The organism is Synechocystis sp. PCC 7509, assembly GCF_000332075.2.
Classification (GTDB): domain Bacteria; phylum Cyanobacteriota; class Cyanobacteriia; order Cyanobacteriales; family Chroococcidiopsidaceae; genus Aliterella.
The window spans coordinates 206,016-223,078 of sequence record NZ_KI966369.1 but is presented as its reverse complement, the minus strand read 5'-3'; the positions used below and the strand labels follow the sequence as shown (position 1 = coordinate 223,078).

At 40.6% G+C, this 17,063-nt stretch carries 13 protein-coding genes; 10 read left to right on the top strand and 3 right to left on the bottom strand.

The window, feature by feature from the left end:
* Positions 1-255: 255 nt before the first annotated feature.
* The 3 genes from SYN7509_RS27990 to SYN7509_RS0223985 all read left to right on the top strand — a co-directional run bounded on the left by SYN7509_RS27990 (position 256) and on the right by SYN7509_RS0223985 (position 6,214).
* Entirely contained in the window at positions 256-963 is a 708-nt protein-coding gene (locus tag SYN7509_RS27990) for a class I SAM-dependent methyltransferase (RefSeq protein WP_009630346.1), read from the top strand.
* A gap of 87 nt (positions 964-1,050) precedes the next feature.
* Positions 1,051-3,651, top strand: coding sequence for a two-partner secretion domain-containing protein (locus SYN7509_RS0223990; protein WP_051482694.1), 2,601 nt, complete (start codon positions 1,051-1,053; stop codon positions 3,649-3,651).
* Positions 3,641-6,214: a CHAT domain-containing protein gene (locus SYN7509_RS0223985; RefSeq protein WP_028954582.1), complete on the top strand. Its 2,574-nt coding sequence runs from the start codon at positions 3,641-3,643 to the stop codon at positions 6,212-6,214. The genes SYN7509_RS0223990 and SYN7509_RS0223985 overlap by 11 nt, the downstream gene beginning before the upstream one ends.
* Positions 6,215-6,217: 3 nt before the next feature.
* Here the strand turns inward: SYN7509_RS0223985 and SYN7509_RS27260 are convergent, their stop codons facing one another.
* Positions 6,218-6,985: a tetratricopeptide repeat protein gene (locus SYN7509_RS27260; protein ID WP_051482693.1), complete on the bottom strand. Its 768-nt coding sequence runs from the start codon at positions 6,983-6,985 to the stop codon at positions 6,218-6,220.
* Between the two features lie 179 nt (positions 6,986-7,164).
* Here SYN7509_RS27260 and SYN7509_RS0223975 point away from each other — a divergent pair, with 179 nt between their 5' ends.
* A complete protein-coding gene (locus SYN7509_RS0223975; RefSeq protein WP_084610829.1) occupies positions 7,165-8,445 on the top strand; it encodes an ISNCY family transposase in 1,281 nt (426 codons plus the stop codon).
* Here SYN7509_RS0223975 and SYN7509_RS0223970 read toward each other — a convergent pair.
* Both SYN7509_RS0223970 and SYN7509_RS27985 read right to left on the bottom strand, forming a co-directional pair.
* Positions 8,442-8,693, bottom strand: a complete 252-nt coding sequence (locus SYN7509_RS0223970) for a hypothetical protein (protein WP_009630168.1) — start codon at positions 8,691-8,693, stop codon at positions 8,442-8,444. The two genes, SYN7509_RS0223975 and SYN7509_RS0223970, sit on opposite strands and share 4 nt — an antisense overlap.
* Complete coding sequence (locus SYN7509_RS27985) at positions 8,690-9,904, bottom strand: tetratricopeptide repeat protein (RefSeq protein WP_009630169.1); 1,215 nt, start codon at positions 9,902-9,904, stop codon at positions 8,690-8,692. Before SYN7509_RS27985 ends, SYN7509_RS0223970 begins: the two co-directional genes overlap by 4 nt.
* A gap of 421 nt (positions 9,905-10,325) precedes the next feature.
* Here SYN7509_RS27985 and SYN7509_RS27980 point away from each other — a divergent pair, with 421 nt between their 5' ends.
* The 6 genes from SYN7509_RS27980 (at position 10,326) to mobF (ending at position 16,984) form a co-directional block, all read left to right on the top strand.
* Entirely contained in the window at positions 10,326-11,234 is a 909-nt protein-coding gene (locus SYN7509_RS27980; RefSeq protein ID WP_009630170.1) for a DUF3102 domain-containing protein, read from the top strand.
* Between the two features lie 666 nt (positions 11,235-11,900).
* Positions 11,901-12,248, top strand: coding sequence for a hypothetical protein (locus SYN7509_RS0223955; protein ID WP_009630171.1), 348 nt, complete (start codon positions 11,901-11,903; stop codon positions 12,246-12,248).
* A gap of 381 nt (positions 12,249-12,629) precedes the next feature.
* Positions 12,630-13,043 (top strand): helix-turn-helix domain-containing protein, encoded by a 414-nt coding sequence (locus SYN7509_RS27245; RefSeq protein WP_051482582.1) that lies wholly within the window; start codon positions 12,630-12,632, stop codon positions 13,041-13,043.
* Positions 13,021-13,584 carry an IS630 family transposase gene (locus SYN7509_RS0223945; RefSeq protein WP_038022430.1) on the top strand — a complete coding sequence of 188 codons (564 nt, stop codon included), beginning with the start codon at positions 13,021-13,023 and terminating at the stop codon, positions 13,582-13,584. Before SYN7509_RS27245 ends, SYN7509_RS0223945 begins: the two co-directional genes overlap by 23 nt.
* A gap of 747 nt (positions 13,585-14,331) precedes the next feature.
* The gene (locus SYN7509_RS30550) at positions 14,332-14,505 is read left to right on the top strand and encodes a hypothetical protein (RefSeq protein WP_009631105.1); all 174 of its coding nucleotides are present in this window, start codon (positions 14,332-14,334) and stop codon (positions 14,503-14,505) included.
* Positions 14,483-16,984, top strand: a complete 2,502-nt coding sequence (gene mobF, locus SYN7509_RS27240) for a MobF family relaxase (protein WP_051482692.1) — start codon at positions 14,483-14,485, stop codon at positions 16,982-16,984. The genes SYN7509_RS30550 and mobF overlap by 23 nt, the downstream gene beginning before the upstream one ends.
* Positions 16,985-17,063: the final 79 nt, after the last annotated feature.

The window sequence follows — 17,063 nt, the reverse complement described above, 5'->3', positions numbered from 1 at the left end:
ATTACTTTGCGGGGCAAATAAAAGGCAATCTCTGCTAATTTACTTAATAAGGAACTGGACTTCATTTAACTGAAATAATAACAAGTAATGATGATAAATTAATATGATGTTGTAACTCAATTTTATATACATATTTGGATATGAGCTTTCAATTACAAACATTCATTACAGTAACATTACACTAATAATTATTAACAGTATCAATAGTCTATTTGCGTAATCAATAGTAATATCTAACGTTATTTTATAAGAACTATGATAGATTTTTGGCGACAGCAGTTATTTCAGCTACTCTACAATAACCGTTACCTTTATTGGTTCGCCAGTACAATTCCCTTTGCAGGGCAATGGCGTATTTGGCAAAGACTTGTTTTATCCAGAATGAAAGGAAACTCTGCTCTTGAAATAGGTTGTGGTTTAGGTGATCTACTAGCAGATGCAATAGAAGCAGGTTATAAATGTTTTGCAATAGAACAGTCAGAAGAAATGGTAGATGCCGCTCGTCACAATCTTCAACAACGTCACTTAGGTAAACCCGATTGCATAATTCAAGGTCTTTCTCAAAACTTACCTTTTCCCAATTGTTCTTTTGATAATGTTATCAGCACTTTCCCGAACGAATATATATATGATTCCAAGACAATTTCTGAAATTAAAAGAGTGCTTCGTCCAAACGGTCGTTTAATTATTGTTTTTGCGGCTAAACTTTTACCTGTTAATCCTGTTCAGTTAACTTTATTATTAATTCCAACGTTAGTCTACGGTCACGATACATTTGTCAAAGGTCTAGAAAGCATAAAAAAAAATGAACGAAACGCTCCTACAGATGAAATTTTTGTAGACTATAACGTAAGATTTGGAGAGCAAATACCTTTTGCAGAACAAGGCTTCCACTGTCAGTATGAAAGAGTGTATACCTATTTCTGGGAAGCGTACATTATCGTCGGAGAAACTAATAAATGAATAAAGAGGTATTATCTCTATAATAATGTTATTTTCTTTACAAGCTTTATTCAGTTTAATATTTAAAAAGGATCTAACAATATTAATATGAAATATATAATTAAGCAAAAAAGGTCTACATTTTGTTTTAGTTACAATACACTAACTCTTTTCTGGCAGGCTTTTATCATAACGATTACAATTTTATTAAACTCAAAGCCAACTGTAGCGCAAATCATACCTGATAATAGTTTAGGTAGCGAGAACTCTAGGATTTCTCCTGATCCAGGGAACCCTTTTATACAGAAAGTTGATGGAGGAGCAACAAGAGGAGGAAACTTGTTTCACAGCTTCGAGCAATTTTCTATCCCTACAAGTGGTACTGCCTACTTTAATAATGTTAATGATATTCAAAATATTATTAGCCGAGTAACAGGGAACTCTGTATCTATTATTAATGGTTCGCTTCAAGCTAACAGTAATGCTAATTTATTTTTGCTTAATCCCAACGGGATTATTCTTGGCTCAAATGCTTCTCTAAATATTGGCGGTTCATTTTTAGCAAGTACGGCTAATACCATTAACTTTGCTGACGGCGTACAATTTAGTAGTTCTAATTCGCAATCTACGCTATTAACAGTAAGTGTACCTATTGGTTTAGGATTTACTTCATTACCTGGAAGCATAAGAGTTGAAGGAAATGGTCACAACTTACTTACCAACGTTGGAACTGTAGGTAATCCTGTAATTGGAGCAGGTCAAAGTACAGTAGGATTAAAAACAAATCCTGAACAAGCTATTATTTTAGTTGGCGGTGACGTTAATATCGAGGGTGGTATCATAACAGCCCCTTCTGGTCAAATTGAGATAGGTAGTGTTGATTCTGGTTTAGTAAAAATTGAGTCAGTTAATAATGAAGGGTGGACTCTAAATTATGATAATGTACAAAATTTTCGAGACATTAAATTAGAAAAACTAGCTTTATTAGACGCTAGTGGTGTAACAAACGGAAATATATTTTTACGAGGTAGAGATATTGCTGTAGTAGACCCTTCTTTAGTAATAATCTCAAATTTTGGTGTGTTGGACTCAGGCAAAGTAAGTGTTAATGCTTCTGGAAATATAGAATTAATTGGAATTAGAAATCCAACGAACCCCAATGCTCAAGATATTGGTCCAGCTAGAGGAATATTTACACAAAATTTATTAAGCGGAAAAGCAGCAAATATAGAAGTTTTTGCTGATAACATTTTTATTCGAGATTCTGGAGGGGTAGGAAGTGCAAGTTTTGGAAGTGGGTCGGGTGGAGATATTTTTGTAGTCTCTAAAGGAATAACTGAGCTATATGGTACTGATCTTCCAACTACAGGGCTATTAACAGGCACTATAGCAACGAGTTCTTATAATACAGGGAAAGCAGGAAATATAAAACTATATGCTGAAAATTTGTCTGTTAGAGATGGAAGTACCATCTCGTCAACAACTTTAGGAAATGCTAACGCTGGAAATGTAGAATTGAGTGTTACCAACAATATAGACGTATTAGGAGGTGCGCTAACTACTTTCGATCTTGAGTTCATTAATAATAGTTTCTTATCTAGCTCTATAGGCAGCAATGCTTTATTCGGCAAAGCAGGAGACGTTTTGATTAATACAAAAAATCTATCTATTATGGGAGGTGCTAGAATAGAGTCTTCTACGGTAGCCTCCGGTTTATCTGGAAGTCTCGTCATTAATGCCAGCAACTCTATATTAGTTGATGGTACAGCCGCCAATTTTACTACCCCTTCACTAATAATTTCATCTGCCAACGTTAGCAATCCATTTTTCAGAGAATTTTTAGATTTACCAACGATACCTGAAGGGGAATCAGGATCTGTAACCGTTAACACAAATCAATTAAATGTTTTAAATGGAGCGCAAATCAGCGCTAGAAATGACGGAACTAACAATGGTGGGAGCATTCAAATTGATGCTAATTCTGTTAATTTAAATAATAAAGGTAGGGTTACAACCTCTACTGCCTCTGGAGAAGGAGGTAACATTTCATTAATAGTCCGAAATTCACAATTGCGAAATGGCAGCAGCATAACCGCGACTGCTGGTGAAGCAGGTAATGGTGGTAACATTATTATTAACACTGACACATTAGTTGCTTTAGAAAATAGCGATATTACCGCCAATGCTTTAAATGGACGTGGTGGCAATATAAAAATAGCAGCCCAAGGCATATTTGGTATTGAATCGCGCGCAAGATTGACTCCCTTAAGCGATATTACTGCTAGTTCAGAATTGGGAATAAGTGGTACAGTGCAAATCAATACGCTAGATACTAATCCTATTAACGGATTAGTGGGTTTGCCACCGACAGTCGTTGATAGCTCAAGGTTAATTGTACAAGACTGTTCAGCTAGGGAAGATAGTTTGGCAAGAGGAAGGAGTAAATTCATCATTTCCGGACGCGGCGGTTTACCACCCCAACCAAGTGAACCACTGCGGGCAGAAGCTATTGCAATCGCAGAATCTGGAGAGGAAAACCGCTCGGCTAACGTAACGGTTACACGTCCAATTAGCTCTACCCCGACTCAAATAGTAGAAGCCCAGGGGTGGGTAATTAACGAGCGAGGTCAGGTGATTTTGACCGCTCAACCTGTTAGCGCTACACTTACCAGTTCCCTTTCCACTCAAGTAACTTGCTATGGGCCCTAAAAGACTAATAGCAAACAGATTAAATTGGCGATCGCACAATCGGATTGGAGTAAAACTCGCTAAAGGAATTACACTGGTTCTGTTAGCTTTGCTGATAGTGACAAGTGTTCTAGCTCTGTCCGTTAAGCAAGTGCCAGGGATAGAACCACTACCCTCTCGCTCCTCGTCACTAACTGCTCAAGCAGATCGAGCAGTACAGCCAAATATTGAGGGGCAAAAACTTTACGAATCTGGACAGTTCTCTGAGGCAATTGAAGCTTGGCAAAAGGCGATAGATGCCTATGCTCAAGTAGGAAACCCTGATGGCATAACTCAAAGCCGAATTAATATCAGCCAAGCTTTACAAGCTTTAGGTTTCTACCCAAGAGCCTGCAATACTTTACTACAAGCTTTCAACATTACTAATACAGACTGTCAAAAGTTAACTCAGTCGAACGAAGACTACCAGCAGAGGCATGGCTTGGTACTAAAAACTCTTGACCAAATACCAAACTCGCAAACTAAAACAATTGGCTTGCGTAGCCTGGGCGATGTTCTGCAAAAGCTCGACAATCTAGATATGTCCGCAAAAGTATTGCAGCTAAGTTTAGAAACAGCGAGAGCATTACGTTCGCCTCAAAATGAGAGTGCTGCCTTGCTCAGTTTAGGCAACACCTTTCAAGCTTGGGGTAACCGAGCAAGAGCTAACCAAGACACAGCAAGCGAAATTGACTCAACTCCTTGGCACTGCCCATACAGTCCTAGTCTAGGCGTTCCAAAGAAATTCTATCAACAAGCAGCTTCCTTTTATCAACTCTCGGCAAATAAATCAGTTTCATCAGATATGTGGGTGCAGGCTCAAGTTAATCACCTAGGTGTAATGTTAGAAACTGATGCTTCATTAGATGCAAAAAAATTATGGCTCCAACTTCAGCCGCGACTAGAACAATTGCCTGCTAGTCAAGCAGCAATCTATGCTCGACTAAATTTAGCTATAAGCTTAAGCTGCTTGAAAGAAGTTACAACTACAGACGCTCCCTCATGGTTGGAAATTGCCCAAACGTTAGCTACAGCCCAAAAACAAGCTCAAAGCCTTGGTGAAAGCCGTAGCCAAGCTTATACCCTCGGCTACCTTGGTGGGCTATACGCACAGGCTCAAACACCATCGTCCCAAAACTTGAACTATGCCACAGAATTAACTCGTCAAGCGTTGGTAGTTGCTCAGGCAGCCAATGCTACAGACATTGCCTACAAGTGGCAGTGGCAATTAGGATATTTACTCAAGACACAAGGAGATATTAAAGGAGCGATCGCTGCTTATAGCCAAGCAATCGATACTCTCCAATCCCTCCGCAGTGATCTGACGGCTAGTAGTGCCAACCTCCAGTTCTCATTTCAGGAAAGTGTCGAACCCGTGTACCGCCAGTTAGTTGATTTATTGTTGCAATCTAGTGAGCAAAAAAAATTAACCCAAGCCCGTCATGTAATCGAAGCGCTCCAATTAGCCCAACTGGAAAATCTGCTGCGATGCCGTCTGCAAAGTGAAGCCTCACTAGCAATTGACCATATAGATCCAACAGCAGCCATTATTTACCCAATTATTCTAGCTGACCGGATAGAGGTGATAGTCTCACTAGCAAACCAGCCATTACAACACTACTCAAGCTCCCTATCTCAAGAGCAAAATATTGAAGATCGACTAGCGACGCTACGACAGAATCTGCAATCACCGAACAGTTTTGGACCGGGATTTTTGAAGTTATTACAACAGACGTATGACTGGATAATCAAGCCAGTGGAGGCAGAGCTAGAAAAAAATAAAATAGAGACATTAGTGTTTGTACTAGATGGTGCTTTGCGCCAAATCCCAATGGCAGCGCTGCACGATGGGCGACAATATTTAATAGAAAAGTATGCTGTAGCTCTCAGCCCTAGTCTCCAGTTATTACAACCTAAGCTTTTGCCAGATCGTCAATTGAAAGTGTTAGCCGCCGGGATTTCTCAAAAAATTCCTGGTTATAATGCGCCTGCATTACCTGAAGTAAAAGAAGAATTAGAGCAAATCTCCCAAATACCTACAAGTGTTGTATTGCGTAATAAAGAATTTACTCGCAATGCCTTGGCAAGCGAAATTAATGAAATTCCTTTTTCAGTAGTGCATTTAGCAACTCATGGTCAGTTTAGTTCCAGTCCCGATCAAACGTATATTCGTGCTTGGGATGACAGTATTAATATTAATCAGTTGAGGAATTTGCTTCAAACCAGAGAGACTAAGCAAACAAAAGCTATTGAATTACTGGTGCTGAGTGCGTGCGATACCGCTAGTGGAGATCGGCGCTCTGCTTTAGGATTAGCTGGTGTAGCTGTTCGGGCAGGAGCGAGAAGTACCCTAGCTTCTTTATGGCAAGTAAATGATAATTCTACAGCTTTATTAATGAAAGACTTTTACAAAATGTTCTTGTATCCGAGTGATAGTGAAATCACTAAAGTCAAAGCTCTCCAAAATGCCCAAATAAATCTTTTACACAAGTACAAATCTCCGTTTTACTGGGCATCTTACGTCTTGGTAGGTAACTGGCTTTAAAGTTTAGATCAACTTTTTATATTCTGCTTGTGCCTGCTTTAACCAATAGGTAGCTTTTTCGGGTTCACCAATTACTTGATATACTTCTCCAAGCTTTGTAGCAGAGGCTACCTGCCCTTCTATATCATGGGTGTTCGTTGACCTTTGAACAGCTTTTAGGTAGTTTTCCTCAGCCTGATGGAATAATTCAAGTTGTGCATAGAGACTACCTAGTGTGTAGTAGATTATTGGGGTTTGGCTACCATTGGCGATGGCAAATTCTAGTCGTTCAATTGCTGGAGCAATTAAGCCTTGTCCAATAAAGAGAGTAGTAATAGCTAAAGTTTTTTCCTCCTCGGTCAAATTTTCTTTTGCAATGCGTTCGGCAGCAGCCTGAACACGAGTAGCCTTTTTTTGGTCAAGTAAGCCGAAAGTTGCTTTGGCTGGTGTTGTGCCGCGATCAGCTTCAACTGTAATTAAATAACCTTCTTCCACTGGTTGTAGGGGTTGTTCACCAGAATAGATGACTTCAAGATTGTTGACTTCCTTCGCCCACTTGACTCCTGGACCGATGACGCGCACGACATAACTAGTTGCACCAGGGACGGCAACCCAGCGTAATTTTGGTTTAGCATTAAGAATCCACGTATTATTAGGAGTAATAATATAAGGAATACGATTAGCTAAGGGGTCACGAGTAGGAGTAATTGGTCCGTCAATTGTAAATATTGGCTCATCGGCTGGGCGACAGCCAATATTTACTCCTGATAACAAAAACTTTGGGACAACCAAAAGATTCTGGTCTGGATCGGCACACTGTACTACAGCTTTTGCGTCTTTGATCGGTCGGATTTAGCAATTCTCATTATGATTTTTGACTGTTCAAGCAGATGAAAAGGGGGTAAGGTGAAAGAGTCTCAAACCAGCCAAGGAAGCCAGTGAGGTTGACCCCGAAGTGCAAGTTCGATGGTGTGATAGGGTTCTTTCGTAATATGCTGCAAACGCTACCAGACAAGCGAACAGGCAAGAACACACGCTATGGAATGGAAGACGCAGCTTTGAGTGCGTTTAGCGTGTTTTTCACCCAAACGCCATCGTTTCTGTCGTATCAACGGACGATGGCAGCTACCAAAGGAAGCAGCAATGCCCAGAGCTTGTTTGGGGTGCATCAGATACCGTGCGACAACCAGATCCGCGACCTACTGGATGGGGTGAAACCGCAATGTGTGTTTCCCGTATTTGCGGAAATCCTGCTCTTGCTGAAGCAAAGTGGAGAGTTGGAGGCGTTGCGGTCGTTTGGAGAAACGCTATTAGTTGCAATGGATGGGGTGGAATACTTCAGTTCTTACTCAATTCATTGTCCTAAGTGTTCGACACAGACGGATAAGGATGGCACAGTGCGGTATTTCCATGGGGCAGTGACCCCTGTGATCGTTAGTCCAGGACGCTCGACAGTGGTGCCGATGGTGCCAGAGTTCATCGTGCCGCAAGATGGGACGGACAAGCAAGACTGTGAGATTGCTGCCGCGAAACGCTGGTTGGCGACTCACGCTCAGACCTATCGCTCAATGGCAATTACGGTGCTGGGAGATGACTTGTATTGTCACCAACCGTTCTGCGAAGCCTTGCATTCTCACTCATTCAACTTTATTTTGACCTGTCGTCCGGACTCCCACAAGACGCTCTATGAGCATCTTGACCGCATCTCCTTACCTACTGTCTTCTATAAACGCTGGACGGGCAAAACCGAGGAAACCTATACTTACCGCTACCTTAACCATGTTCCCCTGCGCGATAGTGATGATGCCCTGCTGGTGAACTGGTGTGAACTGACCGTGACCCGCTCGGATGGCAAGCAACTCTATAAAAATGCCTTTGCCACGAACCATCTCATTTCTGGTCAAACCGTTAGAGCCATTGTCCAATCCGGTCGCACTCGTTGGAAAGTGGAAAACGAACACAATAATACCCTTAAGACCAAAGGCTACAATCTCGAACATAATTTTGGTCATGGCAAGCAGCATCTCTCTTCCCTCCTAGCGACCTTCAACCTCCTGTCATTGCTCTTTCACACCTTGTTAGAGTTACTCGATGATAAGTACCGTCTACTGCGTCAACACTTGCCAACGCGCAAGACCTTTTTTGACGATCTGCGTGCCTTAACTCGTTACTTGGTTTTCGAGAGTTGGGATCATTTGCTCACCTTTATGATTGAGGGACTAGAGTTGCAAATCCCTCCTAACTCTAGTTAAATTCCATAATGAGAATTGCTGGGTCGGATTAGATCGCCTTGACAAAGTGTTGTACCGATAGTGACTGGATGATAATTTAACCATTTTTTGCGCTTGATTTCTACTCGCCCTTGAACAGAGATTAGTTGTCCAACACGAACACAAGTATTGTTTTGCTTGTTCTCACTAGGCGTTGCTGTCACCTCCTGTTGAGTAAGTGTGAATAACAACAATATAAAAATTATTGGTATAGATACGCTGCGTCTCACTCAATACCTCCTGCTATGTTTAACTGTTGTCGTGCTTGATTCATCCATTTATCTTCTTCTGGGGTTTGAGGTTGATGTGCATATCTCAGACAGTTTTCCCACTCTTTGAGCGCTTTTTTGTTGTCACCTTGCTGTTCTAAAACTTGTGCTAATAGACAGTAAGCAGAAGAAAAATTGTCTTGCAATTCAATTGCTTGGGTTAGGGCAAGGTCGGCTTCTGCAAGACGACCTTGCCCTAACCGCCCCCAGCCAAGATTTTTGAGCATACTATACTTGACGCGATTGTCTTCATGTTTAGCTAACGGTAAACTAATCTGCAACAAAGCAACTGCCTTGTCATACTTCTTTTCTGAAAGGTATAAACGGGCTTGATTGTTATAGGCAGCAACTAAACCTAGCTCCATTGCTTTCTGATATTGAGTGTGCGCTTGTTGATAGTTTTGTCGATCTTCGTAAACTACACCCTGGTTGTAGAAGGTTGCTCCTGACCGAGGATTAAGTTTAAGGGCAATTTTATAGCCTAACTCGGCTTGTGGCAATTTTCCTGCCAAATAACTTTTTGCTCCATACCAATTGGCTAACCAAGATAAGCTGAACCAAACACCAAAAACTCCAAGTGCTAGTAGCAATGGTATGCCAGGCTTTATATACTTTATGTAGGTATGCCCACCAGAGGTGCTATTAGTTCCTATAAGGCTTTTAGTTACAGCTACTTGGTAAACTGAAGGAGACCAATCGCGTGTTTGTGCTGTAGCTTCATCCTCAACTTTTTGTTCTCCAGCATCAGTACAAGTGTTTTGATGATTAGGAGTAGGCTTACTGTTATTAGATTTGATGCAGGAGATTTCCTTATCTTGAAACCGATTTAAATCTTTGACATGAGTATTTTTAGTCAGTCTCCACCTATTAATACTTAGCTTACAAGGAATTATTTTTCGCTGCTTTTTATCTAAGTCTTGTAACTCTCCTAAAACATTAGTTTTAAGGATCTTTTTCTCAAAGGCTACTGATAAATGTTTCCACAACTTAGGAATCCAATACTTCTTGAGAGTTTCATTAGTGAATGTACCCACTTGAATGTCATCAAATTTCTTTCCAATTAAAATCTGCTCAAGTATATTTTTTTCCACATCATTTAGGTGCAAGCTTGTTTTTTCATAAAACAAGTTATCAGCTATCTTTACGAGCCTTGCAATATATTCAGCATCCATCTTTCCCTACCCCAAAGCTTACCTTTAAATATACCTGGCTACGGAAATTTATCAGCAGCATAAAAAGCTAAATTTATTTTTTAAACAAAAACTTCGAGTTGCAATGATTTTCCTTAATATAAAATTAGTTTTTTGTCAATCCAGAATGTCCAGAAAATTAAACTATGAATTAACAAAATTTCCTTTCTTAGTAAGTGACTAATTGTAGTTTTTGCCTTAAACTCAAAAATATGCTGAAACCGCTGTACACGATTATCAGTGCTTTGTCAATCCAGTTACCTCTTGGATTGACACGGCATCGTATTACTTTTAGTCTTATTGGACAAGTGAAGGCTAACTACAGTAAGCTTCTACGTTTAATTTTCACTTAGGAGCATATCTTAGTTAGTCAAATTTGAGTAGTATGTGGAGCAGTTTCATTATGATTTCAAATAACGAAGCGCCTTATCAATTTTCAAAACAGCCCTCAAATCCTGCGACAGACTTTAACTATACAGTTCTTGAAAGTGAAACTCGAATTGTTGTCCAGCAACATACTTACGAAATCAAAAGCTTGATGCGTCGTACTGCTAATGACATTATTCGTATCGGACAGAAATTAAAAGAAGTTAAAGCCCAACTAGGACACGGACATTTCCGGACTTGGCTCAATGCTGAATTTGATTGGAGTATTTGGACAGCAACCAAATTTATGCAAGTGGCTGATAAATTCAAATGTGTAAAATTCTCACATTTGGACATTGCGCCCTCGGCTTTGTATGAATTAGCTGCTCCTTCCACTCCCGACTTTGTACGTTTTGAAGCTATAGAACGCGCTAGTCAGGGGGAAACGATTACTCACTCCTTAGCTAAAGCGCTTAAGGCTGAATTGATCGCTAGACAAAGTGAACAAGTAAATGATCCGCCACTTAGCGAATCAATAGTAACAATTGACATTAATGCTGAAGCTTTGGATAATCCATCAACTACTCCAAGTCTTCCAGAAGTAATGGAATGTCTAAATCCACTACTAGAATCTCAAGTTTTTGATAATATAGATACATTTGATAATCAGTTGATTAAACATGAGGCTCAGAAAGATCAAGGAGTAGAACAAGAAAATTCACTTAGGGATAAGCCTAAATTGAATAATTTAGAGGAGATATCTCAGCCATCATTAATATCAGTTTCAACGGATGTTAATGAAATTTACATAAAGTTGATTGATAGCGCAAAAGCCATGAATATTGAAGCTCTCAATTTAATAGAAGAATCAAAATTGCATTCTCTAATCGATATCTCGAATCTTTTAATCAAAAGAGCCGAGATTGCATTAAATACTAAACGGTAGAGGAATTTAAACTAGCTACTTAGAAAAAAGAAGGTTTTTTCTAAGTAGCTAGTAATTTATTACTATTTTTAGCTTAAAGATTACTTGTGTCAAATTTTTATGCTTGCAATAGCAAAAAGCTAGTTATTTGAAATGCCTACAACTACTGAAGCGTAAGTGTTATTAGGAACAAAGAAAATATTTGTAAGATGCTTATAAATTAAAATTATTATGTTCAAATAGGTAGCTTTAGATGAAGTAACCTGCTTTTTTGCCATAGGTTTATCACTAATTATTTAATTAAATTCAGATATTAAAGTCATAGTGAAAGTGTGCAATAATTCTTAATAAAATTTATATTCATAATGATTGACAGATGTTTTGTTTCCGCTATTATTTAGTGTAGGTCACTGATTAGTAACCAATTTGCTAATTTTTTAACCTTATTACTTGTTGATTAAATAAGTAATAACTAAAAGTATAAAAAGTTAGTGCTAAAACTTTTTATACTGCGAGAAAATTGAAATTAAGCATATTTAGGAGCTTCACAATTTTAGAAACTAGATTAATTCTAGTAGCTTTACTTACTTACTTATTGATTAAACAGCAAACTAATTATTGTTTTTCTAAAGAAATAATTAGTTTGCTGTAAATTACCCAAGATAATTTGATTCAGTGAATACTTTGATGAATAACTCAACACAGTTTACTACAGATTGTCCGCAGGCAACTTCTGCAATCATTAGCCTTCAGCAACACTACGCTATGGAGCTTTTACTAGTAGGGAAAACCGATGCAGAAGTAGCGGCATTAATAGGTGTAGATAGTGATATTGTTGGTCAGTGGAAAAGTCAAGATTCTGAGTTTGTAGTCGCAATAAATGCTCTACGTGCCGCCGCGTGGGAGGGTTCAGTAGTTAGACTTAAAAGCTTGATGTCACGCGCTCTGGATGTAGTTGAAGAAGCTGTAGTTAGGGGCGATGAGATGGTAGCCATCTCGTTTTTGCAAGGGTTGGGAAGGCAAACAGACTACTAACGACGCAACAGGAGAAATAATCGCTGATTTTTCTAGTGCTCACGTTGTTGGTAATAAATTTCAAGCAATAGGTCAGAATCTGCAACTTTCTGCATCTAACATATTGCACGAGCAAGAAAAATCAACTTGTTAAACTCTCAGCAATGGAGAGGGCGTATCTCCAACAATACACCCGTTCTTAACTGAGTAAACAGCAGAGAATAAACATTTTTCTCACATACTGTGATTTCAGTCTTTGAATCTCTGCACCGAATTATCTATTTCAAGACGCAAAAATTTTGTGCTGACCAAAAGCAACACCCAGAGATGCTGCATGGCTAACTTACAGCAGTTCTTGATTGAGCAAGATACAGTTAAAGATGAAACTGGAATGGAAGACAAATGAAAGCATACTCTACAGACCTGCGTCAGAAAATAGTTGATGCGTATAACCAAAAAGAGAGTTCCCAGAGGCAGTTGGCAAGAAGGTTTCGGGTCAGTTTGACATTTATTGAGAATTTATTAAAGCGTTATCGCACCGATGGAACCGTTGAACCCAGAGCGCATGGAGGAGGTCAAGTAGCTAAACTTAGCCCCGAACAAGAGGCGGTAGTAGCTGATTTAGTAGACGAAAATAATGATGCCATTTTGGTAGAGTTATGCGACCAACTGGAGCAACGTGTTGGAGTAAGGATCAGTCGAGCTACGATGGGACGATACGTCCAAAAGCTCAAACTTACCAGAAAAAAAAACTCTGCGCGCAACGGAGCGAGACAGCGAACGAGTACAACAGTTGCGGGTAGAATATTGGCATGAAATTGGAGCAGTCAACTTGGAGGATTTGGTGTTTGTAGATGAGACAGGCTCCAACTTAGCAATGACACGGCGTTATGCCCGTTCTGTCCGAGGCAGCCGCGCCTATAACCACGCTCCTTACGGGCGCGGACAAAATGTAACATTGATTGGTGCAATGGCGCTACGGGGGCTGGTAGGTGAAATTACTTTTCCCGGTGCAACTGATGCTCTAGCATTCAAGACCTATGTGACTCAGGTATTAGTGCCTAATCTCTGGACAGGCGCGTGTGTAGTTATGGATAATTTGCCCGCCCACAAAGTTAATGGTATCCGTGAGGCAATTGAATCGGTAGGCGCAACAGTCATTTATTTATCCCCCTATTCGCCAGATTTTTCACCAATTGAAAACTGTTGGTCAAAAGTCAAAGAGTTTCTGCGTGCCAGAGCGGCACGAACCTATGCTCAGTTAGACCAAGCAATTACCGATGCTCTCGCTGCGGTGACACTCCAAGACATTATTGGCTGGTTCACCCATTGCTGTTGCTATGTTTCACCCAACTGAGAACTGCTGTAGATAAATGTCAGCCAGCGATGGCTAACACTTTAAACAAGAACCTTGTACACTCACAATGCTCTCTAAACAAATTGGTTATAGAGGTGTAACTTACCTCCACGATACGGAAGCTAGTTGGCAGCAAGTTTTCTCTTTTGCCAAACTTCGTTTTGCTCTAGCTAATTACTAATAATTCCTAACAAAGCTTTGATGACGGAAATGCAAGGCTTCTAGCTATCTCACTTCATCAAACTACTTTACTCTACACTAAAAAATTGTTAATTTCTACTTTTTTACCAATATAATCCGAAACATTCTAATATTTCCCAACTAATCCCTAAATAAACCAACAGTACCCAATAAATCCCTACTTGAATCATCATTGATTCACTCTATTGATACAGTTCTCATTAAGCTTGTGAAGTGCCAACAATAAACCATTATTTCCCATTTATTCCCAATACTCCCCAACATCTTCCGATATATGCCAACATTCCCAGAGGGGTCGCCCCTCTGGACTCCCCAGAAAAAAGGTAGTCGCAAAGCGACCGCACCTGACGCACCTTTTTGTGCAAAAATACAATTCAAATAGTTGCAATAAACAGATTATAAGCTATATTTTTAGTAGCAACTTTGGGTGACCAAAAATAATTAATTTCTCCTGCTTTTGGAAAGCGGGAAAATTCGCAGTAAAATTACCTTTTGATTTTTTTGAGAACCAGCAACTTGCTTATTCAAGTTGAGGGAAATTTTTAAATGGCAACAAACAAGCTCAATAAAAATTGCAGGGCGGATTTAAAATTTATCAGTGCCGGGAATACGGGTGCAAAAATTTTAATGGCACAAAACAGCCAAATAGAACAAGCATATCGCCGCCTAGTTAATAAAACTCTTGAGGCAATTAGAGATGTTGACTCTCGCCAACAGTAATACAACTCAAGCTAAGACCTACTACAAAAAAGAGAACTACTACAGCCAAGAGGAGGCTGAAGTTAACTCGCAGTGGCAAGGACAGGGGGCATCGGGATATCAATTATCAGGGGCAATTACCGATTTAGAAGCCTACGACAACATCGTTAATGGTTTAAGTCCTGATGGTAAGACGCAGCTAAGACAAAAACAAAACCATAAGGGCAAGAAAGAACGTGCTGGCATCGATTTAACGTTCTCGGCTCCTAAGAGCGTAAGTATAGCTTGTTTGGTTGGTGGAGATACACGATTAGAGGAAGCGCACCGCATAGCAGTAAGTCAAACCATTGACCTGATTGAGTCGCGGTACGCCCAGACGCGGATAAATGGGCAAGTAGTTAAAACAGATAATTTGATAGTGGCGAAATGGCATCACGACACAAGTAGGGAACTAGACCCACACCTGCATACTCATTGCTTGATTATGAACTGCACCCAAGGACCAGATGGCAAATGGCGCAGTTTGAACAATAAACCTTTTTACCAAAATAAAATCCTTTTAGGGCAAATCTACCGGAACGAACTGGCACTAGAGTGTCGTAAGTTGGGGTATGAGATTGAACCCCATCCCAAAGAGCTATTTGAGATTAAAGGTTATACCAGGGAGCAAATCGAGGGATTCTCCAAACGGCACGAGCAGATCATTGGCAAGCTGATAGAGATGGGGGCAGAGTTAACCACAGAAAACAAAGCGTGGGCGTGGCGCAAGACTAGAGCCAAAAAGAATCACGAGATTAGGCGAGAGGAGAAACTACCTTACTGGCACGAGGAAGCTGATTTATATGGCATCATTCACCCTGATAAAGCGCAGGTTGTTGAACCTACCTCAAAGGAGCAAGATGAACAAATCGCGGCGGAAATCAAGTTAGCAGTAGATGTAGCAATTGAGCATTGCAGCGAACGTCAAGTTGCATTTACAGGTGAGGATATTGAAAAGTTTGTCATCGCCGAAGTCAAGCCATTTAGCATCCATCAGTTAGAGGGTGCGATCGCCACGCATCCCGAACTAATTAAAACTTACGACGGACGACGACGGTACACAACCCAAACAGCTTTAGCTAGAGAACTCGCTACCATCAAGCTGATGCAGCAGGGTAAAGGGCTATGCAGTGCGATCGCTACTTCAGAAACTATAGATAGTTACTTGGCAGATAAAAGCTTAACTTCAGGGCAAAGAGAAGCGATCGCCCTTACAGCAACAAGCACTGACCAATTTATTGCATGGCAAGGAGTAGCAGGGGCAGGTAAGACTTACGTTTTAAATGAGTTAAAACAGCTAATCCAAGTGCTGCAAGAAGTTACCGAATCAGGCGAAATAACTCTACTAGCTGGATATGCCCCAAGTAAGGAAGCAACTAAGGTACTGGGAAAGGAGGTAGGAATTGAAACTAATACTGTTGCAAGTTTACTGCTCTCCAAGCAGCCAGAAGAACCTCAACCCAACCAACTTTGGATTGTAGATGAAGCTGGGATGCTCAGTGCCAAAGACGGCTATGCCTTGCTGCAAAGAGCAACAGCAGTAGGAGCAAGAGTCATACTCGTAGGCGATACGCGACAATTAAGTGCCGTTGAAGCTGGAAATCCCTTTAAAAGCCTGCAACAAGCTGGAATTAGTACAGCACACCTTAACCAATCACTACGGCAAAAAGTCCCGGATTTGCAACAGGCAGCCTCCTTAGCGGCGGCGGGAAATCATTTTGATGCCGTGCAACACCTTTTAGAGGTAGGTAGGGTACAAGAAATCTCCGAGCTTGAGCAAAGGAGTACGCTGATTGCTCAAGACTACTTACAACTAAGCCCAGAGCAACGGCGAACTACTTTAGTTTTAGCTGGAACTCATAAAGAAAAAGCCCAGATTATGCAGGATCTTCGGATCGGGCTAAAGCAGGAGGGAACACTTGTAGGCGAGGATGCTGTTGTAACCAGGCTTAAACAAAAAGACCTGACGACCGTGCAAGCTCGATATCGCCATCACTACAACATCGGTGATGTAGTCATACCTTTACGGGAGTACAAACGAGCAGGACTACATAAAGACCGAGCTTATGCTGTATGTGGTTACGAGTCTGACAAGCTAGTTTTGAGTGATTGGTCAGGCAACCAAGTGGCTGTTGACCCAATGAAGTTTCGCAAAACTGTCTACACCCAACAAAACATTGAGGTCTGTGTTGGAGAACAACTGAGATGGACAAGAGAGGACAAACAAAGTAGACGTAGCAATCGAGATGAATTTACAGTCCTAGCGATTGAGGGGAGGACGGCAACGATTCGCTACCCTAATGGCAGAGAGGAATCGCTGTATTTAGACGAGCCTCTACCTCTTGATTATGCGATCGCATCGACAACCTATAGCAGCCAAGGCAAAACTGCCGATAGAGTATTAGTTTCCTCCACAGTTGATGCGACAGTAAGCTCCGAAAGCGTTTACAGCAGTTCTTGATTGAGCAAGATACAGTTAAAGATGAAACTGGAATGGAAGACAAATGAAAGCATACTCTACAGACCTGCGTCAGAAAATA